This is a genomic window from Kribbella qitaiheensis, assembly GCF_014217565.1.
GTDB classification, from domain to species: Bacteria; Actinomycetota; Actinomycetes; order Propionibacteriales; family Kribbellaceae; genus Kribbella; species Kribbella qitaiheensis_A.
In genome coordinates, this window is the sequence record NZ_CP043661.1 from 4,466,163 (window position 1) to 4,491,569 (window position 25,407).

Here is a 25,407-nt window from a genome sequence, read left to right on the forward strand (position 1 = left end):
GGCCGGTGCCGCGACCTCACCCGAGGGCGCGCCACCGGCCGTTGGCTTCACTCCTCCGGCTCTGCTAGTCAGGGAAGGTCAGCCGGGTGGTGATCCGGTAGCGGTCGCCGCGGTAGATGGATCGGGTGTACTCGATCACGGCGTCGTCCGCGTTGCGGGTGGTTCGCTCGAACAACAGAGCAGGTGAATGCAGTGGTACGCCGAGGAGCTCGGCCTCCTGAGCGTCCGTCACCGTCGGCTCAGTCGTCTGTACTGCGGTCCTCGCGGCCACGTGGTACCTCGACCGCAGCAAGCCGTAGAGGGAACCCACCTCGAAGTCCCGGCCGGTGATGCCGGGCACGAAGGCAGCCGGGATCCGGATCCGCTCGATACACATCGGCGCGCCGTCGACGAGTCGCAGCCGGACCACCGAGACGAGTTGGTCGCCCGGTGAGATCTCCATCCGCTGGCCCAGCCGGGCGCCGGCGGGTTCGAGCTCGAAGGTGATCAGCCGGCTCTGCCACGGCGTACCGTCGGCCGGCGGCACCTGGAAGTGGCCGTCGGGGGTGGGCTCGAGGGCCTGATGGATCTTCCGCGCGCTCGTGAACGTGCCCCGGCCGTGCTCGCGGACGACGAAGCCGTCGCGGGCCAGATCGTCCAGCGCCGCCCGCAGGGTCGGCCGGGAGACGCCGAGTTCTTCGCTCAGGCTGCGCTCGGACGGCAGCGCCTCGCCCGGGCGGCGGATCTCGATCAGCTGCAGCAGCCGATCGCGTGCCTCGGTCCTTCTCATCAGGCAACTCTAGCAATCTTTACCAGTGGTCATACCGAAAGGGAAATCGTTTGCGCTCACGGCAGGTCTTGACTTTACCAATTGGATAGACCAGTTTACGGAGAGACCCTTTGCAATGAGCTCTTCCGCCCCCGAGACGAACAAAGGTGTGTGACCTCCCATGGCTCGTTCACGCAAGCTCCGCATCACCGCCGCGGCCGCAGTACTGGCCGCTCTGGCTGCTGGAAGCATCAGTACTACGGCCAGCGCCCGCCCCGCACCGGACAAGGCCCGCAAGGTGGCTGCCTGTGGCGCGTTCTTCGACGACTTCAACTACAGCTCCCGGACCGACCCGAACTTCACCGGCCACGACTGGAGCGTCCGGACGGGCGGAGGTGGCCCCGGCATCGAGGGCACCTGGACCGCGAGCAACGTGACCTTCCCTGTCGTCGACGGTCAGAAGTCGATGCAGTTGCGCGCCGCGACCGACGGCACCACCGGGGGCACCACCCAGTCGCAGGTCCAGCAGAACCAGGAGCGCTTCTTCGAAGGCACCTACGCGACCCGGTTCAAGTTCAGCGACACCCCCGCGAGCGGCAACGACGGGGATCTGGTGAACCAGACCTTCTACACGATCTCGCCGCTCGACTACGACTGGGAGCCGACGTACAGCGAGCTCGACATCTCGGAGTACCTGCCGAACGGTGGCTGGGGTGAGACCGGGCCGGTCGACTTCATCACCAGCTGGAACACCTACCAGGCCGACCCGTTCGACGGCTGGCGGATCAGCGCCGCGCGCAGGTTCAGCCACGCCGGCTGGCACACCCTGGTGGCGGTGGTTTCGGGTGGCCACGTGAAGTACTACATCGACGGTTCGCTGGCCGCCGACCACACGACCGACGGGGCCGGCCATTCGGTCTACCCGCGGCGGCCGATGACGCTCAACTACAACCAGTGGTTCATCGACCTGACCGGCCACACCGGCGGGACGAGTGCCTACGTGCAGTCCGCGGACTGGGTGTACTACGCCAAGAACGAGGCGCTCTCACCGGCGACCGCCACGGGCCCGGGTGAACTCGTACCGGTCCGCCGGCACCAGGCACGCGGACACGATCAGCTGCTGAATCAGTGACCCGTCAATAGCGTGAGACAGACCCCATACACCATAGACAATCCGTTCCGGACTGAGTACGGTCCGTAACGGCGTCCGCACCACGCCTGACCCGGAATGGGACCCAGTGTCCACATTCTCACCGGTCGGTGAGGTGCTGCCCGCCAGTAGCGCCTCGCTGGTGGACGGGCGAGCAGAACGCGGTGAAAGCCGCGAACTGATGGGGGCCCTGACACCTAGGTGGGGCGGTCCAGCGCCAACGCGCTGCCGCCCCACCGACTCAATGACCGGGGTGGTGGGGCGGGGAAAGTATCAAGTTTGCCGGATCGTCGGACAAAATTATCTCCGGATCACGCTTCCCCGGCCTGCTTGCAGGGCAGACTGCACTGCGACGCCCGTATTTCCACCGCCCCGTGGGAGATCGTTGTGCAGAATCGCCGTGCCTTACGCCCAGCCCTGATCGGAATACTTCTTCTAGGCCTGCTCGGCTACGGCATAACGCCGTCGACAGCGGCCACTACTGCCACTATCTCCGTCAGTACCGCGCTGCAGCAGCAGAACGGCTCCGTGGCCACCGTCGAGGGCTACGTCGTCGGTCAGCCGACAGCGACGAACACTGTTGTCCGCAGCAACTTCCCTGGCGACACTGCGCTGGCGCTGGCGGACTCGAGCAGCCAGACCAGTACGTCGTCGATGCTGTACGTCCAGATCACTAGTGCCTTCCGCGCGCAGTACGGGTTGATGACGAACCCGGGACTGCTCGGTACGAAGATCACCGTGACCGGGACGCTGACGGCGTACTTCTCGCATGGCGGGCTGAAGGACCCGACGGCCTTCACCGGTGGTGGCGGTACGGATCCGGGTGATCCTGGGGATCCGGGCGACTACTACGCGACCGCGGCCGGGAAGACCGGTGCGGCGTTGAAGGCCGCTCTGCACACGATCATCTCCAATCAGACCAAGCTCACCTATGACCAGGTCTGGAACGCGCTGAAGGACACCGACCAGGATCCGGCCAACACCAACAACGTGATCCTGCTGTACTCCGGTCGCTCGCAGAGCAAGTCCACCAACGGCGGTGACCCGAACGACTGGAACCGCGAACACGTCTGGGCCAAGTCCCACGGCGACTTCGGTACCACGACCGGTCCCGGTACCGATGTCCACCACCTGCGTCCCGAGGACGTCTCGGTGAACGCCGCCCGCGGCAACCTCGACTTCGACAACGGCGGTACGGCGGTGTCCGAGTGCCCCGGCTGCACGGCGGACTCCGACTCGTTCGAGCCGCGGGCAGCGGTTCGCGGTGACGTCGCGCGGATGATCCTCTACATGGCCGTCCGGTACGAGGGCGACGACGGGTTCGCGAACCTGGAGCCGAACGACTCGGTCAACAACGGCACGGCGCCGTACATCGGCAGGCTGTCGGTGCTGAAGGCGTGGAGCGCGGCCGACCCGCCGGACGCCTTCGAGAAGCGCCGCAACCAGGTCATCTTCGACACCTGGCAGCACAACCGCAACCCCTTCATCGACCACCCCGAATGGGTCTCGTCGATCTGGCCCTGAGTTGGCCTGTGGACAACCGGCGGTGAGGTCGAACGGGCTCGTATCTTCTAGAGCATGACTGATTCGACCTCACCCCTGCCGCGCTTCCACCTCGCCATGCCCGTCGACGATCTGGCCGCGGCAGCGGAGTTCTACGGCTCCGTGATCGGCTGCGAGCGCGGCCGCAGTTCCGACACCTGGATCGACTGGAACCTGCGCGGCCACCAGTTCGTGACCCACCTCGCCCCCGCGCGGCCTTCCTCGATCCACAACCCGGTCGACGGCCACGACGTCCCCGTCCCGCACTTCGGCCTGATCCTCACCGTTCCCGACTTCCACGCCCTCGCCGACCGCTTCCGAGCCGCCGGCACCCCCTTCGTCATCGAGCCCTACCTCCGCTTCGAGGGCCGGCCCGGCGAGCAATGGACCATGTTCCTGCACGACCCCGCCACCAACGCCCTCGAATTCAAAGCCTTCGCCAACGACGAAGCCGTCTTCGCCACCTGATCACGGCCCCTTAGCCCGTCTCCAGGCAGCCGTTGCCCCGCCCTGCCCCGCCACCTGCCCTTCCTCACCTGGTCAAAGTGAGCAGGATTGGTCTACTCCCACTTGTGGCTTCAACCCAAGGAGGAATAGTGACCACAGGAGCACTGATGGACATTGGCATCCGAGAACTCCGGGACGGGCTCAGCCGGCATCGCGCCGCCTAGTGGCGGGTAGTACAGGTTCTGGTGAATACAGCAAATCGTGTACTGTCGCGGCTGTGGACACCATTGTTGGTAGGGGTGAGGTGCTGGCTCGGTTTGGGCATGCGTTGTCGGATCCGACTCGGACGCAGGTGATGCTGGTGCTGCACGAGGGGGCGAGTTATCCGGCGGAGCTGGCTGAGCGGATCGGGGTCAGCAGGCAGTCGCTGTCGAATCACCTTGCCTGTCTGCGCGGGTGTGGGCTGGTCGTGGCGGAGCCGGAAGGGCGGCGGACGCGGTACGAGCTGGCCGATCCGAGCCTCGGTACTGCGCTCGCCGAGTTGCTCAACGTCGTACTGGCGGTCGACCCCGCCTGCTGCCGCCCGGACGCTGAGGGCGACTGTCGATGAGCGAGTTGTTCGAGCTGAGCGTCCCCGACCGCGGAGCTGAGGAGCGGCGGAAGGCGTTGGGCCGGCGGGCGCAACTGCTGGCCGGCGCGAGTGTCACCTACAACGTCGTCGAGGCGGTCATCGCGATCTCGGCGGGTTCGATCGCCGGATCCGTCGCACTGGTGGGATTCGGGCTCGACTCGGTCGTCGAGGTGGCGAGTGGGTTGATCATCCTCTGGCAGTTCCGGCATCCGCTGCCGGAGACGCGCGAACGCCGCGCACTGCGATTGATCGCACTGTCATTCTTCGGTCTTGCCTTGTACGTCGCGGTGGAATCCGTCCGCGCGCTCCTCGGCCGAGGCGCTGAAGCCGAAACTTCGGGAATCGGCATCGGCCTGGCGATCGCGTCTCTGATCGTGATGCCGCTGCTCTCGTACGCGCAACGTCGTACCGGCAAGGCGCTCAACTCCAACGCGGTAGTTGCCGACAGCACCCAAACTTTGTTGTGTACCTACCTGTCCGCTGTGCTACTCGTCGGATTGCTGCTCAACGCGACACTTGGGTGGTACTGGGCAGATCCCGTCGCCGGACTGGTGATCGCCGCAGTCGCCCTCCGCGAAGGCATCCAGGCCTGGCGCGGCGAAGGCTGCTGTGCGCCGACAGCAGCTACTTGCCAAGACGGCTGCTGCTGACCGATAGGCGACTAGCGGTTGACGGTGAAGGTCGTCGTACCGACCTGGCGGGTGGTGCTGCTACCGCGCTGCCCGTGCCGACCCGACTCGGCGGCGTTGGCAGCGGGCTGGCTGAGCGCAGGCCCCGCAGTACCGGCCAAGGCGACACCCGACTGCGCGGCCGACTGACCAACTCGCGTCTGAACCCAGTCCTGCAACCCAGGATCCGCGACCTTCACCCGCTGGCCGCTGTCCCGAAGCATGCCGCGGGCAACCAATCCCTGACGCGCCGCATCCACCGCCTGCCACTGACCCGGGCCGGCTGCCTGCGTCTCGGCCGGCATCGACAAACCACTCGCTCCCCGTACTGCGACCTTGGCGAGCAGGTCCTTCTCGGCATCGGAACACGAGTTCCACGCGGCCTGGTAGAAGACCCGGGATCGCGCGTTGACCTGAGCAGTCGCCGCCTTGGCGACGTCCGCAGTGATCCCGTACGCCGGTTGTGCCAACTGCAACGAGGTCTCCGCCAGATCCTGTAGCCGCCCGGGATCCCCGTTCGCCGCCTTGAGCAGAGTGTCGACCGCGAGATCCTCGTACCGAACTCCCGCCTGCCGCAGCGGCTCGGTCACCGAAGGCCGGAGTTCGTCATCCGCCAGCGGCCCGCACTCGCGGACGTCGAACCGGTTCGTCACCGCGGTGCCGATGCCGGACATCCCGCCGGACGCGGCCAGCAACCGGGTGGCGGCCATCTCGCCACCCGCGCCGATCAGGTACACCTGTTGCCCGCCCTGCTCGAGATGAGCCGACAACTCGGTCAGCGCGGCGAGATCCCGCTCGGAGGCGACGTCGAGGTTGTCCACCATCAGCAGTACCGGCGTGCCCTTCTTCGCCGACAATTCGCCGAGGTTGTCCGCGAGCTGATTCAGCGTGCTGCCGACGCCGTCCTTGCCCGGCGCCTCCCACTGCTTCTTCACCACCGCCTGGACCGGCGCGACCCCGAGCCGGATCTCCGCGCCGTGCTGCTGGCTGCGGTTCCGCTGGGTGAGGTCCCGCAGGGTCTTCTTCAGCTTGCGCAACGAGAAGAACCCGTGCTTCTTCCGCAGCCCGCCGAGATCCTCGCTGACCGCGCGGACGAACCGGTTCTCCAACGGCTCCCGGGGCGAGGCGTCCACCCGGACGCAGGTCCAGCCGTTCTGCTTGGCGACCTGCTGCGCACGATCGAGCTCGAGGCTCTTGCCCATCCCGGGGCCGCCGGTGAACAGCACCGAAGTACTGGCCGGTCCTCGCCGGTCCAGCGAGATCGGCCGGCCGAGCTGGTCGGTCCGGGTGATCATGTACGCCGGCTGCCGGGGCGTGCCGAAGACCTGGCTCATCCCCCGAGCCTCACCGCCCTACCCGACCCCGACGCGGGCGCTCGGCAACCAGCAGATGAACAGCTGGCTACACCCCCTGCCGGCAGCTCCCAAGTACAGAGGGTGGCGGTTTTCCGCGTGTCGGTTAACCTGACTTAGGTATGCCTAACTATCTGTCCGAAGTCCTGAGAGGACCGTGGTCGCGTGACCAGCCCCGCACCCCGTAACCGCCGCGCGAAACTGGCGGTCGTCCGCCGGAGCGAGCGGATCACCCCGCACATGATCCGGCTGGTGCTGAGCTGCGACGACTTCGTCGACAACGGCACCTCCGACCACTACGTCAAACTGCTCTTCCCGAAGCCCGGCGTGACGTATCCCGAGCCGTTGGACATGGGCGAAGTCCGCGAACAATTCCCGGCCGACCAGTGGCCGACGTCGCGGACCTACACCGTCCGGAGCTGGGACGAGGCCGCGCGTGAACTGACGATCGACTTCGTCTACCACGGCGACGAGGGGATCGCCGGTCCGTGGGCCGCCGCCGCCCAGCCTGGCGACAAGGTCTGGTTCAACGGTCCGGGCGGTGGCTACTCGCCGAGCCCGGAGGCGGGCTGGCACCTGCTGGTCGGCGACGAGAGCGCGCTGCCGGCGATCGGCGCCGCGATCGAGCAACTTCCGCCGGGCGCGCGGGCGAAGGTGTTCGTCGAGGTCGAGGACGGGACCGAGGAGCAGAAGCTCGGCGGCTCCGGCGAGGTGGACCTGACCTGGTTCCACCGCACCGACACTCGTGGCGAGGACCTGGTCCGCGCCGTCGAGGAGCTCGAGTTCCCGTCGGACGACGTGCACGTCTTCGTCCACGGCGAAGCCGGCTTCGTCGCGCGACTCCGCCGCCACCTGCACACCGACCGCGGCCTCCCCCGCAACCGCGTCTCGATCTCCGGCTACTGGCGCCTCGGCAAGAACGAGGACGGCTGGCAGGCCGAGAAGGTCGAGACCTCCCGCAAGGAACGCGAAGCCGCCGGCGCCTGACCCCAGCACGACCGTGTCCGAGGTACCGGCTGAATCCTCAGAGCGTCAGTTTTGCGGCGGCGACCCGGCGGTTCAGGAACTCGGCGACCGCGTCGGCTGGTCCGAGTGGCAGCACCCAGTCCTCGCCGCGGGCCTGCAGGATCAGGGCCGGGCCGGCTGATCCCACCGGCTTCATCGGTAAGGCGATGGGGAACTTGAGCCGCTCGGATCCGGTCAGCGAAGCCGGGAACACGCCGGTCACCTCCGACAGCGGATACGTACGCCGTGCGGCATCCCCGCCGCCCGGTGGCTTGCCGAAGAACCGTGCCCGGACGGTCACCGTCGAGGTCCCGATCTCCAGCGTCGTCAGCAGCACCCCACGCAACTGCAGGACCAGCTCGTACTGCGTACCTGCGAGCTCCGGCCGCAGCGGCGCCATGATCGCCCGTTGCGCGGTACGCCCGAGCAGAGCGCCCAAGAACGCCCCGAGCAATACAGCGGGTGCGATGACCGCGCCCAGCCACCGGACATCCAAACTGAGCGACAGGAGCCCGAGGTAGAGCCAGGAAACCCCACTGAACCACGCGCCGGCCGTGGTCCACCGGCCGAGCTGATACCGCTGTCGCCTCCACAAGAACCAGCCGAGCACGATCACGGCCAGTGGGAACACCAGCGCGGGCCAGGCGAACGGCGACTGCCTGTTCGCGATCAGCACACTCGCCGCCAGGAACGGAAGCGGGAGCGCGAGGTAGACCCGGGCCAGATAGTTCTGAGCCCGCTTGTGCTGCCGGGCCACTGCACGGGCCGGATCGGCCGCCTCCACTGAGCTCACGGGGAAAACCCAAGCACACAATCCCCGCACCACCTACTGTCGGATCTCGCGGAAGGAGTCCACTTGCCCGAGTTCGCAGTACCGGCGGCGCTCCGGGAGATCCACGGAGACCGCCCGGAGTCCCGCCCTTGGCTGGACGCGTTGCCGCAGCTGACCAGCGGCTACCTCGATCAGTGGGCCCTCCAGTTCGACGGCGACCCCCTGTACGGCGCTGCCTCGCTAGTGCTGCCCGTAGTCCGCCAGGACGGCACCCAAGCGATGCTGAAGCTGCAGCCGCTCATCGACGAGAACGCCGGCGAGGCCCTTGCACTGCGTACGTGGAGCAGCGACGACGTGGTCGAGGTCCTGGAAGACGACCCGGCCACTTGCACGATCCTGCTGGAGCGTCTGAACCCCCGGATGCTCAGCGACCTCCCCGACGACCAGGAGGCCACACAGATCCTCGCGGAGCTCCTAGCCCGGCTCAGCGCAGTACAGGCTCCTCCCACGCTCCGGACGCTCAAAGACATCGCCGGCGAGATGTTGGCCGCGGCACCGAAGCAGATCCCGTTGCTGGCCGATGCGAAACAGCAGGCCCTCGTACGCCGGTGCGCTGCGCGGCTGGCCGAGTTGGTAGATGAGCCCGGTGACCGGCTGCTCCACTGGGACCTCCACTACGACAACGTGATGGCCGCAGAGCGCGCACCGTGGCTAGTGATCGACCCGAAGCCGCTCGTAGGTGATCCGGGTTTCGACCTGTTCCCGGCGCTCAACAACCGCTGGAACGATCTGGTCGCGACGGGTGACGTGCCGAAGGCGATCCGGCGGCGGTTCGACCTGATGGTCGAGGTGGTCGGGCTGGACCGCGACCGGGCCGTCGGCTGGACGCTCGGACGGGTCCTCCAGAACGTGCTCTGGGACCTCGAGGACGGCGAGAACGAGGTCGATCCGGTGGAGGTCGCGATCGCCAGGGCCTTGATGAACCTCGACTTCTGATTACATGATTACACGGCAATCAGGAGGAGGATCGGAATGACGACACCGACGGTGTACGAGTGGGCCGGTGGGGTGGACGCCCTCAGGCGGCTCACCGAGGTGTTCTACGACAAGGTGCTGGAGGATCCGATCCTGGCGCCCGTGTTCGCGCACATGAGCGACAAGCACCGCGAGCACGTGGCGCTCTGGCTGGGCGAGGTGTTCGGCGGCCCCAAGACCTACACGGACGAACTCGGCGGCTACCCCGCGATGCTGGGCCACCACCTCAACCTCGGGCTGACGGAGGAGCAGCGCGCTCGCTGGGCCGCTCTGATCGCCGCCAGCGCCGATCCGGCCGGGCTTCCGGACGACCCCGAGTTCCGGTCCGCCTTCGTCGCGTACGTCGAGTGGGGCACCCGGATCGCGCTGGCCAACTCCCAGCCCGGTGCGACCCCGCCGCCGCAGGCGCCCGTACCGAGGTGGGGCTGGGGCGAAGCACCGCCGTACCAGCCCTAATACGCAGTACCAACGGCAGTGCGCGGACGGGTTGGTGGTGTTTGGGACGGGTAAAGGTTGAAGGGTCAGACACCCGCGGGGGCACCGGGGAGCCGGGGCTTCGATAAAGTCGCGGTTCACGACGAACCCGGTGGCGGGGATGCGAGGGTGAACCATTGTGACCGCTCAGCTCGAGTACCCCGATCCGCAGGAGTCTGACGCACTACTGTCGATCCAGGGCCTGTGGAAGGTGTTCGGGCCGAAGGCGGACCGCGTACCGCGACGTCCCGACCTCGCGGCCCTCGATCGCAAAGAGCTCTACCAGAAGACCTCCTGTACCGCGGCCGTCCGCGATCTCAGTTTCGACGTGGCCCCGGGCGAGGTGTTCGTCGTGATGGGCCTGTCGGGGTCCGGCAAGTCCACGCTGGTCCGCTGCCTGACCCGGCTGATCGAGCCGACCGCGGGCAGCATCTACTTCGAGGGCGAGGATCTCCGCGCCGCCGACGAGAAGCGGCTGCGGACGCTGCGGCGGAGCAAGTTCTCGATGGTGTTCCAGCACTTCGGCCTGCTGCCGCACCGGCGAGTGATCGACAACGTCTCCTACGGCCTGGAGGTCCGCGGCGAGAACAAGCCGGATCGCCGCCGCAGGGCCCAGGAGGTCATCGACCTGGTCGGCCTGTCCGGCAACGAGCAGCTCTACCCCGAGCAACTGTCCGGCGGCATGCAGCAACGCGTGGGCCTGGCCCGGGCGCTCGCCAACGACCCCGACGTGCTGCTCTTCGACGAGCCGTTCTCCGCGCTCGACCCGCTGATCCGCCGCGAGATGCAGACCGAGGTGGCCCGGCTGCACCGCGAGGTCGGCAAGACGATGGTGTTCATCACCCACGACCTGTCCGAGGCGCTCAAACTGGGCGACCGGATCCTGCTGATGCGCGACGGCGCGGCCGTCCAGCTCGGTACCGGCGACGAGTTGGTCGGCGCGCCGGCCGACGACTACGTCCGTGAGTTCGTCCGCGACGTACCGCGGGCCGACATCCTCACCCTGCGCTGGATCGTCCGGCAGCCCCGGCCCGACGAGCAGCTGGACGGTCCCGAACTCGGCCCGGACGTGCTGGTCCGCGAAGCGACCAGGCTGGTGCTCGAGTCCGACCGCCCGGTGAAGGTCGTCTCCGAAGGCCAGCTCCTCGGCGTGATCAGCGACGAGGAGATCCTCGCCGTCGTCGCGGACTCGGACACTTCCCCCGCGCGTCCTGCGCGGCCCTGATGGCCTCCATCACCGGCTCGGTCGAGATCCGGGTTCGCAAACCTCGCCGTGCGGTCATCGCCGGCGTGCTGCTGGTCGGCTGGGTGGCGGCCTGGTTCGTGCTGAGCGGGATCGACACGCTCACGATCGGCGGCCAGGAGACCACCGCGCTGCACCGCTGGCTGACCGAGCACCGCGACTTCCTCGGTAGCGGCAACGTGGTCCTGGACGCGATCCGGATCGCGGTCGACCACCTGGTCGTCCTGTTGCAGAACGTGCTCTCCCAACCGGCGTACGGGCGACCCGTGCCGGTGGTCGGCTGGCTCGGCGTGGTGGCCGTCGCGGCGTACCTCGCCTGGGCCTTCGGCAACTGGAAGGTAGCTCTGCTCGCCGCGGCCGGGCTGACCTTCGTGGGGATGCAGGGGCTGTGGCAGGAGACCATGGACACGCTCTCGCTCACCATCGCGGCCGTCGCGCTCTCGCTGCTCGTCGGCATCCCGCTGGGGATCTGGGCCGGCCTGTCGAACCGGGCGTTCAAGGTCGCGACGCTGATCCTCGACCTGATGCAGACGCTGCCGACGTTCGTGTACCTCGCGCCGCTGACCCTGTTCTTCGCGATCGGCCCGGCCGCCGCGACCATTGCGACTCTCATCTACGCGGCGCCTCCGGTGGTGCGGTTGACCGCGCACGCGATCCGCTCGGTGCCGGCCGAGAGCGTCGAGGCGGCCCGGTCACTCGGATCCACTCGCGGCCAGACCCTGATGAAGGTGCTGCTGCCGATGTCCCGCAGTACGGTCGTGGTCGGGATCAACCAGACCATCATGGCCGCGCTGTCGATGGTGACGGTGGCCGCGCTGATCGATGCGCCCGGTCTCGGGCAGACCGTGCTGAAGGCGCTGCAGACGCTGGACGTCGGCGTCGCGTTCAACGCCGGTCTTGCGATCGTCGTGATCGCGATCGTGCTCGACCGGGTGACCACCGCGGCCGGTGACCGACCGTGGCGTACTGCGAGCGTCCGCCGCCGGGTGCTGCTCGGTGCCGGCGGTGTCGCCGCCCTGGTAGCGGTCTGGTTCTCACGGACTTACGTATGGGCGGCCGAGTTCCCGACCGGTGCCAGCATCGGCTCGAGCATCGCCGTCGCTGCCTCGGATGTGACGACCTGGGTCCAGGACGTCTTCGGCGGCTTCACGTACGGCGTACGGGACGCGGTGACCGAGGGGATCCTCAACCCGCTGGAAGGCCTGCTCACCGAGTCGCCGTGGTGGCTCGTGACCGTGGTGATCGTGGCGCTGGCCGCGTTGCTCGGCAGCTGGCGCGGCGCAGTACCGGCTGCTGTCTGCCTGGGACTGCTGGTCGCGACCGGGGTGTGGCACGACAGCATGGTCACGCTCGCCTCCACGTTGCTGGCGACCGTCGTAGTCGTTGCTGTAGGCATCGTTCTCGGTGTGTGGACCGGGCGGAACCAACGAGCAGACAGCTGGTTGCGGCCGATTCTCGACGCGGGGCAGACGATGCCGCCCTTCGTATACCTGGTCCCGTTCCTGGCGCTGTTCGGCACCAGCCGGTTCACCGCGATCGCGGCCGCGGTGGTGTTCGCAGTACCGGTGACCACCAAGATCGTTGCCGACGGCATCCGGGCCGTGCCGGTCGCGACAGTGGAGGCGGCGAACTCGGTCGGCTCCAGCAGCTGGCAGGTGATCAGCAAGGTGCAGCTCCCGGTCGCGCGGCGGGCGATCACCCTCGCGGTGAACCAGGGCCTGATCTATGTACTGTCCATGGTGGTCGTCGGCGGCCTGGTCGGCGCCGGTGCACTCGGGTACGACGTGGCCGCCGGCTTCGCGCAGAGCGAGCTGTACGGCAAGGGCCTGGCTGCCGGGTTGGCGATCGTGCTGCTCGGAGTCATGCTCGACCGGATCACGCAGGCCGCGGCCAAGCGGACCCGGAAGTTCAGTTAAATCATGAGGAGACAACCTGTGGTGACCAACAAGCTGCTGCGTTCTGCCGGCGTGCTGACCGCTCTCGCGCTCGCGTTGACCGCGTGCGGCGGTGCGAAGGTCGGCGACGCGGAGAAGCCGGCCGCGAGCGGCAAGGCCTGCGGCACCGTGAACCTGACGGTCAGCCCCTGGGTCGGGTACGAGGCGAACGCGGCCGTCGTCGCCTACGTGGCGACCAAGGAGCTCGGCTGCAAGGTGGTGAAGAAGAACCTCAAGGAAGAGATCGCCTGGCAGGGATTCAGCACCGGCGAGGTCGACGCCAACCTGGAGAACTGGGGCCACGAGGACCTGAAGAAGAAGTACATCACCGACCAGAAGGTCGCGGTCGAGGCCGGCTCCACCGGCGTCAAGGGCGTCATCGGCTGGTACGTGGCGCCGTGGATGGTGGCGAAGTACCCGGACCTCAAGGACTGGCGCAACCTGAACAAGTACGCGTCGCTGTTCAAGACCTCGGAGTCCGGCGGCAAGGGTCAGCTGCTCGACGGCGACCCGTCGTACGTGACGTACGACGAGGCGCTGGTCAAGAACCTGAAGCTCGACTACAAGGTGGTCCAGAGTGGCAGCGAGACGTCCCTGATCCAGGCCTTCCGCCAGTCCGAGGCGCAGAAGAAGCCGCTGCTCGCGTACTTCTACGAGCCGCAGTGGCTGTTCGACGAGCTGAAGCTGGTCAAGATCGACCTGCCGCCGTACAAGGCCGGCTGCGACGCCGTACCGGAGAAGATCGCCTGCGACTACCCGCCGTACGACCTGGACAAGATCGTCTCGAAGAAGTTCGCGGACTCCGGCAGCCCGGCGTACGAGCTGGTGAAGAACTTCAACTGGACCAACGCCGACCAGAACGTGGTCGCGAAGTACATCGCCGAGGACAAGCTGACCCCCGACGCCGCCGCCGAGAAATGGGTCAAGGACAACCGGGCCAAGGTCGACGGCTGGCTCGGAAAGTAATCCTGTCCACGTCGAAGCGTTCGCCGGGTGGCAAGGGTGCACCTACCGCCCGGCGTAAGGCCTCAGCCTCTGCCAGCAGTACTACGGCCTCGTGGCTGAGGCCGGCACCCGCCTTGGCGCCGGCAAGACCCTCCAGGGCCAGCGCGATCGCGCGTTCGTCACCGAAGCTTTTGGCCGTCGCGTAGCCCTGCTGCTGGAGCTCCAGTGCCCGCTCGTACTCCCCGCGCTGCTCGGCGATGAAGCCGAGTTGCGCGAGGATGAACGCCGTACCGGCTGTGCCGCCGACCTGCTGCAGCCAGCCGAGCCAGTTGGTGAAGTGCCGCTCGGCCTTGTCGAGGTCGCCCTGCCTGCGGGCACTCAGGCCGAGCCCGACCTCGGCGTACTCCTCGGCAGACTTGTTGGACTGCTCGATGGCCAGCCTGCGCGCCTTCTCGTGCAGCTCGTCGGCCCGCGTGTAGTCCCCGGCGAGCAGAGCCATCCGGCCGAGCCCGGCCGTTCGCAGCGAGACCTCCGTCCACATGCCGAGGTCCTCGGCGAGCCGCGCGGACTCGGTGAGCCGCCTGGTCGCGGTCTCGTAATCGCCGGTGATCTCAGCGGCCACGATCAGCGAGTAGTTGGCCTGCTGCCGGCCCCAGCCGTCTCCCAGTTCGTCGAAGATCCCCAGGCTCCGCAGGCCGTCCTGCTGCATCGCGTCGAGGTCCGCGTGGGTCAGCGCGAGCTGCGCGCGGGTACTCAGAGCCGCGGCCAGACCCCATCGGTCGCCATGCTCGGTCATGCTCTCGATGGCCCGATCGACTCGCTGCAAGAGCAGACCGGGATCGCCGTAGGCCCACTGCGTCGCAGTAAGGAACCACTCTGCCCGTGCCTGACCTCGCGGGTCGTCCACGTCTCGGTAGAGAGCCAGGGCCCGCTCGCTCGCATCGGTGAGATTGGCGCTGTCGGCAGCGGTCGCGGCCATCCCCGCGCTCCAAGCGGTCGCCTCCGCCTGCAGCATCGGCGACGGGTTCGGCAGACCTAGTGCTGTCGTCAGCGAGCGCCGGGCTTCGCCTAGCCGGCCGCGGAGATACCAGTACCAGGAGCAGGCGTTGACGAGGCGCAGAGCCAGCTCGGTCGCTTCGGTTCTTGCTGCATGGTCCAGGGCGGTCCGTAGGTTGGCGCTCTCCTGGTCGAGACGCCCCAGCCACACCTGCTGCTCACGACCTCGCAGCCGCGGCTCGGCCCGCTCCGCCAGCGCAACGTAGTACGCCGCATGCCTTCGCCTGAGCCGAGTCTCTTCGCCAGCCTCAGCCAGACGTTCTAGGCTGTAGGCGGCCACCGACTCCAACAGCCGGTAGCGGCCCGCTGTGGCGACTACCAGCGATCTGTCGACGAGCTTGCCGAGCAACTCATCGGCAGGAAGGTCGCTGACCTCACCAGCGGCGTCCAGCGTGAAGCCGTCTGCGTACACGGCCAATCGCCGCAGCATCACTCGCTCCTGCTCAGCCAGCAGGTCCCAGCTCCAGTCGATGGTCGCGCGCAGCGTCCGCTGCCGCTCCGGCACGCCGCGGCCTCCCGCTAGCAGGCGGAATCGATCGTCCAGCCGTGCAGCCAGCTCCTGCACACCCAGAGCGCGGACCCGGGTCGCGGCAAGCTCCAGCGCCAGTGGAATCCCGTCCAGCCGTCGGCAGATCGCTGCCACGGCCTCGGGATCGTTCGCGAAACCGGGCGTTGCTGCAGCCGCCCGCTCCAGGAACAGTCGTGCGGCCTCGGGCGGCTCCAGCGGCTCTACCTCCAGCAGGTGCTCACCAGCCAGACCGAGAGGCTCCCGGCTGGTGGCCAGCACCCGCAGACCGGCCGCGGCAGCGAGCAATCGTCGTACGAGGTCTGCGACCCGCTCTACGACGTGTTCGCAGTTGTCGAGCACCAGGAGGACCGGGCGGGCGGCTAAAGACTCGGCCAACCGATCGGCCAGCTCCCCGGACTCGTCGTCGCGGAGTCCCACAGTCGCTGCGATGGCATCCAGTACGTCGGGTGCGCGGACCACCGCGAGTTCCACCAGCCGTACTTCGGTCGACTGGTCCCGCCCGATCTCGAGAGCGAGCCGGGTCTTGCCGACTCCACCAGGGCCTACCAACGTCACCAACCTCGCCGCGCAGAGCAGCTCGTTGCCCTGGGCCAGGGACTTCTCCCGGCCGATCAACTCGTTCAACGGTGTTGGCAGGTTGGTCTTCGGCCGGCCGGACAGCACCGGGTCGTGCCTGAGTATCGCCTGGTGCAGAGCGGCGAGCTCACGGCCCGGATCGGCACCCAGTTGCTCGGCCAGGGCCTCCCGCAACTCCGCGTACGCCGTTAGCGCCGCCTCCTGCTGTCCGGACCGGTACAGCGCCTTCAACTGAGTACTGCGAAGTCGCTCGCGCAGCGGATGCCGTGCTGTCAGCTCGGCAAGCTCTCCGACCAGCTCGGCATGCTCACCCAGCTCCAGCCTGGCCTCGGCCCGTTCCTCCCAGGCAGCCAATCGCTGCTCCTCCAGGCGGTTCCGGGCAGCTCTGGCGAACTCCTCGTCCGCCACGTCGGCGTACGCCGGACCACGCCAGAGTTCCAGCGCCTCGGTGAGGCAGGCGATCCGTTCACTCAGGTCGCGAGTGGCCTGGGCGTTGGTGACGAGCAGCTCGAACTTGTTGCTGTCGACAACTTCTGGGGAAACCTGCAGCGTGTAGCCGGCCGGGCCGTGGGCTACCAGAGCCCGCGCGCCGGGCTCAGCCCGCGCCAGCGCAGTACGGAGTTGGGAGATGCGGGCTTGGAGTGTGCCTCTCGCGTTGCGCGGCGGGTGGTCGCCCCAGAGGGCGTCGATCAGGCGGTCGGCGGAGACTGGCCGGCCGAGGTTGACCAGCAGGTTCAGTAACAGCGTGCGGACCTTGGTGTCGGGCACGGTAATCGGGTCGCCCGTCTCCGTCCGGACAAGCAGCTCGCCCAGCACCTCGAAGTACACGCCGCAACAGTAGCCAGCGGCACCGACAGCTCACCCGTAGTCGATCCGTAGCGCCTTTGGACAGCATCAAGCCATGAGCACTCACGAAGCAGTCACAGTCATCGGTCTGGGCGCGATGGGAGCGACCATGGCCGAAGTGCTCCTGGCAGCAGGCCACCAGACAACCGTGTGGAACCGTACGCCGGGCCGAGCGCCGCACCTCGTCGGAGTAGAGGTAGCCACGGCCGCCGAGGCAGTAGCGGCCAGCGAGCTGGTCCTGATCAGCCAGGTGGACTACGCGGCGATGGACGAGTCACTGGCCGGTGTCGACCTCACCGGTCGAGTCCTGGTCAACCTCAGCTCCGACAGTCCGGACCGTCTGCGCGCAGCGGATCGTCTGGTTGCGGAGCGCGGCGGCACGCTGATCACCGCAGGCATCATGGTGCCGCCACCAGGCATCGGCAAGCCCGGCTCTTACGCCTTTTACACCGGCCCTCGCCAGACGGTCGAGGCCCACCGCGAGGCGTTGGAGACGTTGGGCCGCATCGAGTACGTCGGAACCGATCCGGGGCTGGCGATGCTGTTCTACCAAGCCATGCTGAACGTGTTCTGGTCGAGCCTGACCAGCTACTTCTACTCCGCGGCGCTGGTGGGCTCCGCCGGAGTCAGCGCCGAGGGCCTTCGTCCGTACGTGGCCGCGATGCTCGCCGACCTGACCGAGGACGGGCCGATGGGTTTCCTGAAGATCCTCACCGCGGAGCTCGAGGCCGGCGTCTACCCGGGCGAACTGAACAGCCTCCACATGCAGGCCGTCGGCAGTGAGCACGTCGTAGCCGCCTTCCGGCAGGCGGGCCTGGACACCAGTTTCCCGGCCGCGCTCGCCGCTGTCTTCGGCCGCGCCGAGGCCGCCGGTCTGGGCTCAGGCGGACTCGCCGGCCTGATCGAGGTGATCCGGAAGCCAGCCGCCTGACACCGGGCTGAAGCGCGATCGAGGTTGTTCTGGGCAGTCGGCAACTATCACGACGCGTTCGAGCAACGCCGACGACACGCCGGAAATCGGACAAGACCGGGTAGCGTCGGTTCCATGATCATCGTGACAGCTGCACTGAAGGGCGGGGTCGGCAAGACAACCACGTCGGTGTATTTGGCCGCGCTGGCGTCTTCCAACCGTCGCACCGCAACCCTGGTCGATGCCGATCCACAAGGCAGCGCTGCCGACTGGATCGAGAACTCCGACGACGAACACCTGGCCAGGATCGAGATCGCCGAGGCGCCGACCGAGCGCCTCCTGACCAAGGCACTGGACAAGGTTCCGCCCGAGGGCATCGGCGTCGTCGACATGCCCCCGTCGCACGAGCGGCTGCTGAACAAGGCACTCGAGCGGGCCCGGATCGTCATCATCCCGACCCGGGTCGGCGGCGTCGAGACGCCCCGGGTCCGGGCGGTGCTGGAGCTGGTTCCGAAAGAGATCCCGGTCGGCGTGGTGATCTGTTCGGCCCGGACCTACACCCGGGCCTACCAGGAGGCCATGCAGCAGTACGCCGCGGAGGAGATCCCCGTCTGGGGCACCATCCCCGAGCGGGTCTCCATCACCGCCGGCCCGACCGGCGTCCTGGCCGAGGACGGCCTGGAGTCCTACCGCAAGGTCTGGCGCAAGATTCTCGCCGCCGCCCGCAGCTGAGGCGGCCGCCGCGAGCCGTCCTTCCAGCCTCCCGAGGCAGGAAGGACGCTTCGGCGCGTACTACGACGCTGAGGCTTGAGGCCCGTACTACGGCCGCTCGGGCTAGGGCTTGATTGCGAGTGCGGCGGCGATCAGCCGCTCCCAGTCGGTCAGCTCGCCGAGCTCCCCGACCGGGCGCCACTCGGCCGCGGGCACCAGACCGGGCGGCAGGATCTCCAGCTCAGGACCGAACAGCGCCAGCAGCTCCTCGTCCGTCCGCCACCGCCCGCGCCCGAGCGAGCCCTGCAGCAACTGCTGCATCTCCGCGCTTCGCGCGTCGTTCTCGCTGCGGAAGTGACTGATGAACACGTAGCTGCCGGACGGAATCCGGTCGACCCAGAACTTGACCAGCCCGGCCGGGTCCTCGTCGTCGTTCACGTGGTGCAGGATCGCGCTGAGGATGATCGCGACCGGCTGATCGAAGTCGATCAACTCCTGGGTTTCCGTGGCCTGGTAGATCTTCTCGGAGTCGCGCAGGTCGCCCTCGATCACCGTCGTGTGCTCGTTCTCGGCCAGCAGCGCGCGGCCATGGGTCAGGACGACCGGATCGATGTCGACGTAGACCACCTTCGCCGATGGCTGGTGGCCCTGGGCGACCTGATGGACGTTGTCCGCGGTGGGCAGTCCGCTGCCCAGATCGATGAACTGCTTGACCCCACTGGTGACGATCTCGCGGACTGCGCGGATCAGTGCGCCGCGGTTGTCGTACGCGATGGCACGCGACCCGGGCAGGTCGTTGATGAACTTGTCCCCGAGCGCACGGTCGACAGCGAAGTTGTCCTTGCCGCCCAGCAGATAGTCGTAGGTCCGCGCGATACTCGGCTTGGTGGGATCAACGCCTGGAATCGATTGCTCCGGCGTGTCTTGCGCTGTCATCGCGAACTAACCTTCCAGGTCAACTGAGGTCTGGCTTCACTCTATGCGATTGATCGGCGACACAGCAGCCGGTCAGCGTTGCAGTGGTGGTTCGCCGCGGACGTAGGAGCGGATCACCGTGGCGGCCGCGCCGCGGGCCCAGTCGTCGAAGGTGTGCGAGCGGAGCATCAGGGTGCAGTCACCGGCGGCACCGAAGGCGTGTTTGGCGAACGCCTGCCGCATCCGCTGGTCGTACAGGTCGTAGTCCGCGACCCCCTCGCCCGCGATCACGACCAGCTCCGGCCCGACCAGGTTCACCATCGCGGCCAGCGCGGATCCGATCACCTCGCCGGCCCGGTCGAACGCCTCCCGGGCATGCGCGTCACCGGCGCGCGCGAGCTCGATCGCCCCGGACAGATCCAGCTCCGGCTGCCCGGTCGTCTCCCGGACCCGCGCGAGGATCGCGTCCGACGAAGCCACCGTCTCCACGCAACCACGCCGGCCGCAGGTGCAGACGAGATCTCCCGGCGCGAGCGGCAGGTGCCCGAGTTCGCCCGAGACGCCGTGCGCGCCCGAAACCACCTCGCCGTTGACGTAGAGCCCGCAGCCGACCCCGGATCCGATCGTCACCACCGCGAACGAGTCCGCGTCGACGCCCACCCCGAACCAGTGCTCGGTCACCGTCAACGCCCGTACGTCGTTGGACACGACCACCGGCACCCGCAGCTTCTCGCCCAGCGGAGTCGCGACCGGCACGTCCCGCCAACCCATGAACGGCGAATCCCGGACCACTCCGTGCAGAGTGTCCACATCGCCGGAGACCGCGACGCCGATGCCGATCAACGGACCGGACGGGTCCGCCTCGTCGTCCAGCGTGTCCATCAGCTCGGTCGCGAGCGACGCGAGTTGCTCGATCACCGTCGCCGCGGACAGGTCCGTCAGTTGCTGGTGCCGGACCGCGAGGATGCCGGCCTTGAAGTCGGTGGTCACGCCGATCAGGTCGGTCGGAGTCACCTTCAGCCCGATCACCGAGACGCTGTCGGCGACCACCGTCAGCGGACTCACCGGTCGCCCGATGCCCAGCTCGGGCCGGCCCTCGGCCGCGTCCTCGGCCAGGGCCTGCTGGTCCGTCACGAACCCGGCCTCGATCAGAGGTGCGACGGCCTTCGTCACGGCCGCCTGGGAGAGTCCGGTCCGGCGGGCGATCTGGACCCGCGGGATCGGGCCCTGGGTGAGGATCTTGGTCAGCACCTCGACCCCGGCCGGCGTACCGAGCGGTAGCGGGCGGTTCAGGCGCTTGGACATGGGAGAAAACTACCGGCTATCAGCCACCAGCACCTGCTACTGACGGGCCGGGGTGAGCGTCGGCGAGGCCAGCGCCCAGCGGATCGTGCGGGTCAGGCCGCTGCCGGCCACCCGGACCATGGTGCTCTCCGCCAGCGGCAGGTAAGGCAACCGCAGCGGCCAACGGCTCCACGACGGCAACAATCCAACCGCCGCCGCGGTCAGCACCCCGTACGCCGGGCGAGCGGCCAAGGGCACCGGAGGATGCACCAGGATGAACCGCGCCGCCTCCCGAGCCTCCGTCGTACCGCGTAGCTCGGGCCGGTACGACTCCAAGGTCGCCCGTAGCTCCGCCTCGGTAGTGGGCGGATCTAAAACCCCCAGTGCGCGAGCCACTCGTGCCGTGTCCTCCACATAGCCGTCTCGCTCGGCAGCGTCGAGCGGCGCAGCGCCGTATCGCTGGTGAGCGGCCAGGAAGCTGTCCACCTCCGCGACGTGCACCCACTTGAGCAGGTGAGGGTCCGATGCCCGGTAGGGCGTCCCGTCCGGACTGGTGCCGCGCACTCGCTCGTGCACTGCCTTGACCCGGGCGATGGCCTCCTCGGCGTCCGGCGCAGCGCCGTACGTCGTGATGGCCAGGAAGTAGCTGGTGCGTTGCAGCCTGCCCCACGGGTCACCGCGATAGCCGGAGTGCGCCGAAACCGCAGCCATCGCGAGTGGGTGGAGCGACTGCAGCAGGAGCGCCCGCAGCCCACCCGCGAACATCGAGGCGTCGCCGTGCACGCGCCGGATCGGCCGGTCCGGCGCGAACCACCTAGGACCGGGGGTGCTGTGGACCCGGTCCCGCTCGGCCGACGGATCCGGCCCGGCCACCTTCGTCAGGATCATCCGGGCCAGGCCGTCCCGCATCGGGTCCAGCAGATTCAGTCGTGACGTGATTGCCATACGACCAGTCTCCCCACCACTCCAACCCCTCGACCATGCTCAACGAACCACGTCCACGAAGACGGGATTCGTATAGAGCCAGGTGTCCAGCCAGGGATCGCCGTCGGCCGGCGGGTGCTGGATCGGCCCAGCGGGGTCGATCTGGCGGCCCAGGTACCCCGCTCCGTTCCGCTTGCCGTCGCTGCCGCGCAGCCGCAGGTAGTGCGATCGGTCGGCCCGGCCCAGCGGGATCCGCAGCGTGTAGGTGCCGGTCTTGCGCTGTACGTCGAGCTGCTCGACCACCCGCGTGTCCGGTGCCTTCCAGCTGTCGCGGTCCTTGGCGGCACCGGTCACGATGCCCCGGATCACGTCCAGGTGGGCCAGCCTCGGCAGCACGCCGTGGAAGTTCGGCCGGGTCGCGCTGGTCACGGTGACCCGTAGCTCGAGTCGCTCGGTGCGGCGAACCTTCAAGCGACCACCCAAGGTCACACCGCGCTGCTTGGACCCGGCAGGAGCAACTCGTACGTCGATGTCGTCGACCAGCTGGCCGTGGTCCACCCAGACCCGTCCGGCGCGCAGCCCGGCCATCACGTCCAGGTAGCCGTACCGGGTGACACCGACGTGAGTCCGGCTGAACTGACCGGGCCAGAAGTCGCTGCCGGCCTGCGGCGTACCGGCGTCGGTCGGGGACGGCTTCCAGCCGAGCGAGTCGAAGTTCTGCCCGGGCGGGAACTCGCCGTCCTTCCAGGTGTCCCAGATGGTCCGGTGGTTGTCGCTGTTGGAGGTGATCGAGAACAGCCGGCCCTCGGCGAGCAGGGAGTCCCACAGCCCGCCCACGGTCGCGGTGGCCCAGTCGAAGCCGCCGTACGTGCGGTACGCATCGACCGGATAGCCCGCCCAGCTCCCAGCGCCCGGGTTGTTGGTGTACTCGCCGCGCTGGTTGGTCGTAGTACCGCGGAACGCGCACCAGGCCGGGTCCGCGTCGCCCTGCGAACCAGGTGCGCCCTCCATGCCGATGCAGACGCCGCTGTCGCGCCAGGCCCGGAGCTCGTGCGGCGAATCGATCCCCAGCCGCATCGGATGGTTGGCGAACACCAGGACGTCGTCGACGAACCTGGTCCGCTTCTGCTCGGCGAGCCAGCTCAGTGCCTTCACCGCGTGCTGCTCGTTCTCGGGAGTGTCCGCCGAGCGGTTGGTGAGCTTGCCGTCGTACTCGCGCTCGAACTGCTGCAGCAAGGCGACGTTGTTCGCACCGGGCGCGACCAGGACCGTGCCGTGCTCGGCGGCGGGGAGGTACCACTCCAGCCCCTGGAACACGAGCATCCGCGGGTTCTCCGCCCGAGCCTTGAGCACCTCGGCGTTCTCCGCCTGCGCACCCTTGTCCGCGTGCCCGAAGTTGCTGTGCTCGGTGAACGCCATCCAGTCCAGCCCGAACTGCGACCCGCGGCAACGCCAGCTGACTGAAGTCGTACTTCGCGTCGTGGCTGTACCGGCTGTGCACATGGTGATCCCCGACCAGATAAACCAGGTCAGGATCATCCCCGTACTGCGAACTGCTCTCGGCCGCGGCGGCCTCGCTTGTCCCCAGTACGCCGGCAGCGGCGAACCCGGCTCCCAGCAACCCGGCCCGCCGGATCAACCCACGCCGCGAAAACCCCTGCGGATCCAGCTCCTCCTCGGGCACGGCCGGATCGGCCCACTCGGGAACCTGCTGCTCAGACGTCATGGCGGAATACCCTCCTTGTGCTGACAAGCCACTGTCAAGGCACCGCATGACGTGAAGATGTTCCCCGGATGAACTACCGGCGGATCAGCGTGGGGTGAGGGAGGCCGTCTCGGTGCTGAGGAGGGAGTAGAGGACCGAGTCGCGCCAGCCGCCGTTGGTGAAGACGTGGTCGCGGAGGTGGCCTTCGTAGGTGAAGCCGAGGCGTTTGACGACGGCGATCGAGGCGGAGTTCTCCGGGCCGATCGCGGCGGTGACGCGGTGCAGGGCCAGTGGGCCGAAGGCGAAGCGGAGCATCGTGCGGGTCGCGTCGGTGGCGTACCCGTTGCCCCAGTGGTCGGCCGCGATCATGTAGCCGAGCTTGGCCGCCTTGCCGCCAGTGCCGGCGAGCCGGATGAAGCCGATCACCTGGTCGTCGTCGATCCGGGTGATAGCCAGCCCGAAGACGGTACGTGGCTCGACCGCGATGTCGGCGATGCAGCCGTCGAGCAGTTGCTGGGCCTTCTCGCGGGTATGGCTGTCGAACGCCATCCAGTTGGTGACCCTGTCGTCACCGGTGATGGCCAGCAGATCATCGAGGTCTGCCGACCGGAAATCGCGCAGGCGAACGCCATCGCCGGTGAGCGGGTCCATGGGCGGGATGCTAATCCTTGAACGGTTTACCGCGGGTAGGTCTGCATCGGCGTCCGGGTGAACAGTTCGATCTCTTCCTGCAGGTCGCGAGCGTCGTCGGCCCGGCCGGACTGCCGCAGGGCCTGGTGCACCCGGCGGGCGGAGTGGACGACACCGTTGATCCGGCGCTCGGTCGGCAGACCGAGGACCGGCGCGATCGCGTCGGCCGCGCCGTCCAGTTCACCGTTCGCGATCCGGGTGATGGCCATCGCGGCGTGGCTGCCGGCGGCGTCGCCGAAGGCCCACTCGGGGTGCGACTGGTCCGTGTACGCGTCCACGGCCTGACGGGAGTACCGCTCGGCGGTCTCCCGCTCACCTGGCAGCCAGGCGAGCGCGTCGGCCGCGTAGTACAGCTGCCGGTTGCGGCCGAAGGTGCACAGACCGCCCATCTCGTCCAGGTCGTCACCCTCGACGACCGTGGACCAGGCGTTTTCCGCGCGCTCCAGCGCGGCCCGGGTGGCGTCGGCGTTGCCCAGCGCGGCCCAGGCACGGGCCTCGCTGACGGGGAGCCAGACGCTGGTGGTGCTGTTGGCCTGCTCGGCGTAGCCGGCGCCCAGCTGGGCGTACCGGACCGAGTCGTGCGGGTTGCCGGCCCAGTAGGAGACCAGCGACTGCAGCCCGCGGACCCAGGCGCGCAGCCCGTGGTGGTCGGCGTTGTCGGCGCAGAGGAAGGCGGTCCTGGCCTGGGTCAGGGCGGCGTGCGGGTTACCGAGATCATGAGATGCCTTGGCGAGTAGACCACCGGTCACTCCACCGAGGAAGTACAGCTGCCGCAGGTGTTCCGGACGCTGCCGGCTCTCCAGCAACGCGAAGACCAGGTCCTGCGTCTCGACCAGCTGGCCGAGGATTTCCGGCAGCGGGCGCTGCGGATAGGCCTTCGCGACGTGTCGGACGTCGTCGTACACCTGTTCCATAGCCTCGCTTCCGAGACCGGTCTGGGCCGCGAGGGCGAAAGCCCGCGCACGGCTGGCAGCCATGTCGAGTACCTCCATCTCATTACCTGTCGTGATCCGCCCACCCGTTGCAGTCACCGGCACCACCTGGGCGGCCTGCTCGGGGACATACGGGGCGAAGAGCTCCTCGACCGGCTTGCCGAACATGCGTTGCAGGGTGCGCCGGGTCTGTGGAGTGGTCCCTGCTCGCTCGCCCGATGCGAGGCGCCGCAGGTGCCGCTCGGTGATGGTTCCACCCAGCTCGACGAACTCGGCGACGATCTCGGAGTAGGTCTGGTTCCGGCGCTGGATCAGGTGCGCAAGAACCGTCTTTGGCGTATACCTACCCGCCATCGTTCCTCCCGTTCACGTCAGATCAGACG

24 protein-coding genes are annotated in these 25,407 nt (G+C 68.1%); 14 read left to right on the top strand and 10 right to left on the bottom strand.

What is annotated here, in order from left to right:
• Positions 1 to 64: 64 nt before the first annotated feature.
• Complete coding sequence (locus F1D05_RS21060; RefSeq protein WP_185441870.1) at positions 65 to 769, bottom strand: GntR family transcriptional regulator; 705 nt, start codon at positions 767 to 769, stop codon at positions 65 to 67.
• A gap of 160 nt (positions 770 to 929) precedes the next feature.
• On the opposite strand from F1D05_RS21060, the gene F1D05_RS21065 reads away from it, so the two are divergent.
• The 5 genes from F1D05_RS21065 to F1D05_RS21085 all read left to right on the top strand — a co-directional run bounded on the left by F1D05_RS21065 (position 930) and on the right by F1D05_RS21085 (position 5,168).
• Positions 930 to 1,880: a glycoside hydrolase family 16 protein gene (locus F1D05_RS21065; RefSeq protein WP_246485824.1), complete on the top strand. Its 951-nt coding sequence runs from the start codon at positions 930 to 932 to the stop codon at positions 1,878 to 1,880.
• Between the two features lie 405 nt (positions 1,881 to 2,285).
• On the top strand, positions 2,286 to 3,422 hold the full coding sequence (locus F1D05_RS21070; RefSeq protein ID WP_185441871.1) for an endonuclease: 1,137 nt from the start codon (positions 2,286 to 2,288) through the stop codon (positions 3,420 to 3,422).
• A gap of 54 nt (positions 3,423 to 3,476) precedes the next feature.
• Positions 3,477 to 3,908: a VOC family protein gene (locus tag F1D05_RS21075; RefSeq protein ID WP_185441872.1), complete on the top strand. Its 432-nt coding sequence runs from the start codon at positions 3,477 to 3,479 to the stop codon at positions 3,906 to 3,908.
• Positions 3,909 to 4,164: 256 nt separating this feature from the next.
• A complete protein-coding gene (locus tag F1D05_RS21080) occupies positions 4,165 to 4,497 on the top strand; it encodes an ArsR/SmtB family transcription factor (RefSeq protein ID WP_185441873.1) in 333 nt (110 codons plus the stop codon).
• Complete coding sequence (locus F1D05_RS21085) at positions 4,494 to 5,168, top strand: cation diffusion facilitator family transporter (RefSeq protein WP_185441874.1); 675 nt, start codon at positions 4,494 to 4,496, stop codon at positions 5,166 to 5,168. The genes F1D05_RS21080 and F1D05_RS21085 overlap by 4 nt, the downstream gene beginning before the upstream one ends.
• Before the next feature lie 11 nt (positions 5,169 to 5,179).
• Here the strand turns inward: F1D05_RS21085 and F1D05_RS21090 are convergent, their stop codons facing one another.
• Positions 5,180 to 6,520: an ATP-binding protein gene (locus F1D05_RS21090; protein WP_185441875.1), complete on the bottom strand. Its 1,341-nt coding sequence runs from the start codon at positions 6,518 to 6,520 to the stop codon at positions 5,180 to 5,182.
• Between the two features lie 183 nt (positions 6,521 to 6,703).
• Here F1D05_RS21090 and F1D05_RS21095 point away from each other — a divergent pair, with 183 nt between their 5' ends.
• Positions 6,704 to 7,525 carry a siderophore-interacting protein gene (locus tag F1D05_RS21095; RefSeq protein ID WP_185441876.1) on the top strand — a complete coding sequence of 274 codons (822 nt, stop codon included), beginning with the start codon at positions 6,704 to 6,706 and terminating at the stop codon, positions 7,523 to 7,525.
• Positions 7,526 to 7,562: 37 nt separating this feature from the next.
• On the opposite strand, the gene F1D05_RS21100 is transcribed toward F1D05_RS21095, so the two are convergent.
• Complete coding sequence (locus tag F1D05_RS21100; protein WP_185441877.1) at positions 7,563 to 8,336, bottom strand: hypothetical protein; 774 nt, start codon at positions 8,334 to 8,336, stop codon at positions 7,563 to 7,565.
• A 63-nt stretch (positions 8,337 to 8,399) separates the two neighbouring features.
• On the opposite strand from F1D05_RS21100, the gene F1D05_RS21105 reads away from it, so the two are divergent.
• The 5 genes from F1D05_RS21105 to F1D05_RS21125 all read left to right on the top strand — a co-directional run bounded on the left by F1D05_RS21105 (position 8,400) and on the right by F1D05_RS21125 (position 13,967).
• Positions 8,400 to 9,311 carry an aminoglycoside phosphotransferase family protein gene (locus tag F1D05_RS21105; RefSeq protein ID WP_185441878.1) on the top strand — a complete coding sequence of 304 codons (912 nt, stop codon included), beginning with the start codon at positions 8,400 to 8,402 and terminating at the stop codon, positions 9,309 to 9,311.
• A gap of 36 nt (positions 9,312 to 9,347) precedes the next feature.
• Complete coding sequence (locus F1D05_RS21110) at positions 9,348 to 9,806, top strand: group II truncated hemoglobin (RefSeq protein ID WP_185441879.1); 459 nt, start codon at positions 9,348 to 9,350, stop codon at positions 9,804 to 9,806.
• 157 nt (positions 9,807 to 9,963) lie between these two features.
• A complete protein-coding gene (locus F1D05_RS21115; RefSeq protein ID WP_185441880.1) occupies positions 9,964 to 11,049 on the top strand; it encodes a quaternary amine ABC transporter ATP-binding protein in 1,086 nt (361 codons plus the stop codon).
• Positions 11,049 to 12,983, top strand: coding sequence for an ABC transporter permease (locus F1D05_RS21120; protein ID WP_185441881.1), 1,935 nt, complete (start codon positions 11,049 to 11,051; stop codon positions 12,981 to 12,983). Before F1D05_RS21115 ends, F1D05_RS21120 begins: the two co-directional genes overlap by 1 nt.
• 21 nt (positions 12,984 to 13,004) lie before the next feature.
• Entirely contained in the window at positions 13,005 to 13,967 is a 963-nt protein-coding gene (locus tag F1D05_RS21125; protein ID WP_206685782.1) for an ABC transporter substrate-binding protein, read from the top strand.
• On the opposite strand, the gene F1D05_RS21130 is transcribed toward F1D05_RS21125, so the two are convergent.
• A complete protein-coding gene (locus tag F1D05_RS21130) occupies positions 13,924 to 16,935 on the bottom strand; it encodes a BTAD domain-containing putative transcriptional regulator (RefSeq protein WP_185441883.1) in 3,012 nt (1,003 codons plus the stop codon). The two genes, F1D05_RS21125 and F1D05_RS21130, sit on opposite strands and share 44 nt — an antisense overlap.
• A 73-nt stretch (positions 16,936 to 17,008) precedes the next feature.
• On the opposite strand from F1D05_RS21130, the gene F1D05_RS21135 reads away from it, so the two are divergent.
• Entirely contained in the window at positions 17,009 to 17,884 is an 876-nt protein-coding gene (locus F1D05_RS21135; RefSeq protein WP_185441884.1) for an NAD(P)-binding domain-containing protein, read from the top strand.
• A gap of 114 nt (positions 17,885 to 17,998) precedes the next feature.
• On the top strand, positions 17,999 to 18,595 hold the full coding sequence (locus tag F1D05_RS21140) for a ParA family protein (RefSeq protein ID WP_185441885.1): 597 nt from the start codon (positions 17,999 to 18,001) through the stop codon (positions 18,593 to 18,595).
• 102 nt (positions 18,596 to 18,697) lie between these two features.
• On the opposite strand, the gene F1D05_RS21145 is transcribed toward F1D05_RS21140, so the two are convergent.
• The 4 genes from F1D05_RS21145 to F1D05_RS21160 form a co-directional block, all read right to left on the bottom strand.
• Positions 18,698 to 19,510: an SAM-dependent methyltransferase gene (locus F1D05_RS21145; protein ID WP_185441886.1), complete on the bottom strand. Its 813-nt coding sequence runs from the start codon at positions 19,508 to 19,510 to the stop codon at positions 18,698 to 18,700.
• A 72-nt stretch (positions 19,511 to 19,582) separates the two neighbouring features.
• Complete coding sequence (locus F1D05_RS21150) at positions 19,583 to 20,794, bottom strand: ROK family transcriptional regulator (RefSeq protein ID WP_185441887.1); 1,212 nt, start codon at positions 20,792 to 20,794, stop codon at positions 19,583 to 19,585.
• Positions 20,795 to 20,830: 36 nt separating this feature from the next.
• Positions 20,831 to 21,718 carry an oxygenase MpaB family protein gene (locus tag F1D05_RS21155; RefSeq protein WP_185441888.1) on the bottom strand — a complete coding sequence of 296 codons (888 nt, stop codon included), beginning with the start codon at positions 21,716 to 21,718 and terminating at the stop codon, positions 20,831 to 20,833.
• Between the two features lie 39 nt (positions 21,719 to 21,757).
• Positions 21,758 to 23,116 (bottom strand): histidinol-phosphatase, encoded by a 1,359-nt coding sequence (locus F1D05_RS21160; protein WP_246485825.1) that lies wholly within the window; start codon positions 23,114 to 23,116, stop codon positions 21,758 to 21,760.
• Here F1D05_RS21160 and F1D05_RS40565 point away from each other — a divergent pair.
• Positions 23,106 to 23,447 (top strand): hypothetical protein, encoded by a 342-nt coding sequence (locus F1D05_RS40565; RefSeq protein ID WP_246485826.1) that lies wholly within the window; start codon positions 23,106 to 23,108, stop codon positions 23,445 to 23,447. The genes F1D05_RS21160 and F1D05_RS40565 overlap by 11 nt on opposite strands.
• 60 nt (positions 23,448 to 23,507) lie before the next feature.
• On the opposite strand, the gene F1D05_RS21165 is transcribed toward F1D05_RS40565, so the two are convergent.
• Positions 23,508 to 24,053, bottom strand: coding sequence for a GNAT family N-acetyltransferase (locus F1D05_RS21165; protein ID WP_185441889.1), 546 nt, complete (start codon positions 24,051 to 24,053; stop codon positions 23,508 to 23,510).
• Between the two features lie 26 nt (positions 24,054 to 24,079).
• Positions 24,080 to 25,378 (bottom strand): XRE family transcriptional regulator, encoded by a 1,299-nt coding sequence (locus F1D05_RS21170; RefSeq protein WP_185441890.1) that lies wholly within the window; start codon positions 25,376 to 25,378, stop codon positions 24,080 to 24,082.
• Between the last annotated feature and the right edge of the window lie 29 nt (positions 25,379 to 25,407).

What these genes read in the sequence shown, in the direction of transcription:
- F1D05_RS21065 (WP_246485824.1), top strand. Translation starts at nt 930, where the DNA reads ATGGCTCGTTCACGCAAGCTCCGCATCACCGCCGCGGCCGCAGTACTG.
- F1D05_RS21120 (WP_185441881.1), top strand. Translation starts at nt 11,049, where the DNA reads ATGGCCTCCATCACCGGCTCGGTCGAGATCCGGGTTCGCAAACCTCGC.
- F1D05_RS21110 (WP_185441879.1), top strand. Translation starts at nt 9,348, where the DNA reads ATGACGACACCGACGGTGTACGAGTGGGCCGGTGGGGTGGACGCCCTC.
- F1D05_RS21155 (WP_185441888.1), bottom strand. Translation starts at nt 21,718, where the DNA reads ATGGCAATCACGTCACGACTGAATCTGCTGGACCCGATGCGGGACGGC.
- F1D05_RS21145 (WP_185441886.1), bottom strand. Translation starts at nt 19,510, where the DNA reads ATGACAGCGCAAGACACGCCGGAGCAATCGATTCCAGGCGTTGATCCC.
- F1D05_RS21085 (WP_185441874.1), top strand. Translation starts at nt 4,494, where the DNA reads ATGAGCGAGTTGTTCGAGCTGAGCGTCCCCGACCGCGGAGCTGAGGAG.
- F1D05_RS21140 (WP_185441885.1), top strand. Translation starts at nt 17,999, where the DNA reads ATGATCATCGTGACAGCTGCACTGAAGGGCGGGGTCGGCAAGACAACC.
- F1D05_RS21090 (WP_185441875.1), bottom strand. Translation starts at nt 6,520, where the DNA reads ATGAGCCAGGTCTTCGGCACGCCCCGGCAGCCGGCGTACATGATCACC.
- F1D05_RS21060 (WP_185441870.1), bottom strand. Translation starts at nt 769, where the DNA reads ATGAGAAGGACCGAGGCACGCGATCGGCTGCTGCAGCTGATCGAGATC.
- F1D05_RS21150 (WP_185441887.1), bottom strand. Translation starts at nt 20,794, where the DNA reads ATGTCCAAGCGCCTGAACCGCCCGCTACCGCTCGGTACGCCGGCCGGG.
- F1D05_RS21075 (WP_185441872.1), top strand. Translation starts at nt 3,477, where the DNA reads ATGACTGATTCGACCTCACCCCTGCCGCGCTTCCACCTCGCCATGCCC.
- F1D05_RS21135 (WP_185441884.1), top strand. Translation starts at nt 17,009, where the DNA reads ATGAGCACTCACGAAGCAGTCACAGTCATCGGTCTGGGCGCGATGGGA.
- F1D05_RS21165 (WP_185441889.1), bottom strand. Translation starts at nt 24,053, where the DNA reads ATGGACCCGCTCACCGGCGATGGCGTTCGCCTGCGCGATTTCCGGTCG.
- F1D05_RS21170 (WP_185441890.1), bottom strand. Translation starts at nt 25,378, where the DNA reads ATGGCGGGTAGGTATACGCCAAAGACGGTTCTTGCGCACCTGATCCAG.
- F1D05_RS21160 (WP_246485825.1), bottom strand. Translation starts at nt 23,116, where the DNA reads ATGGCGTTCACCGAGCACAGCAACTTCGGGCACGCGGACAAGGGTGCG.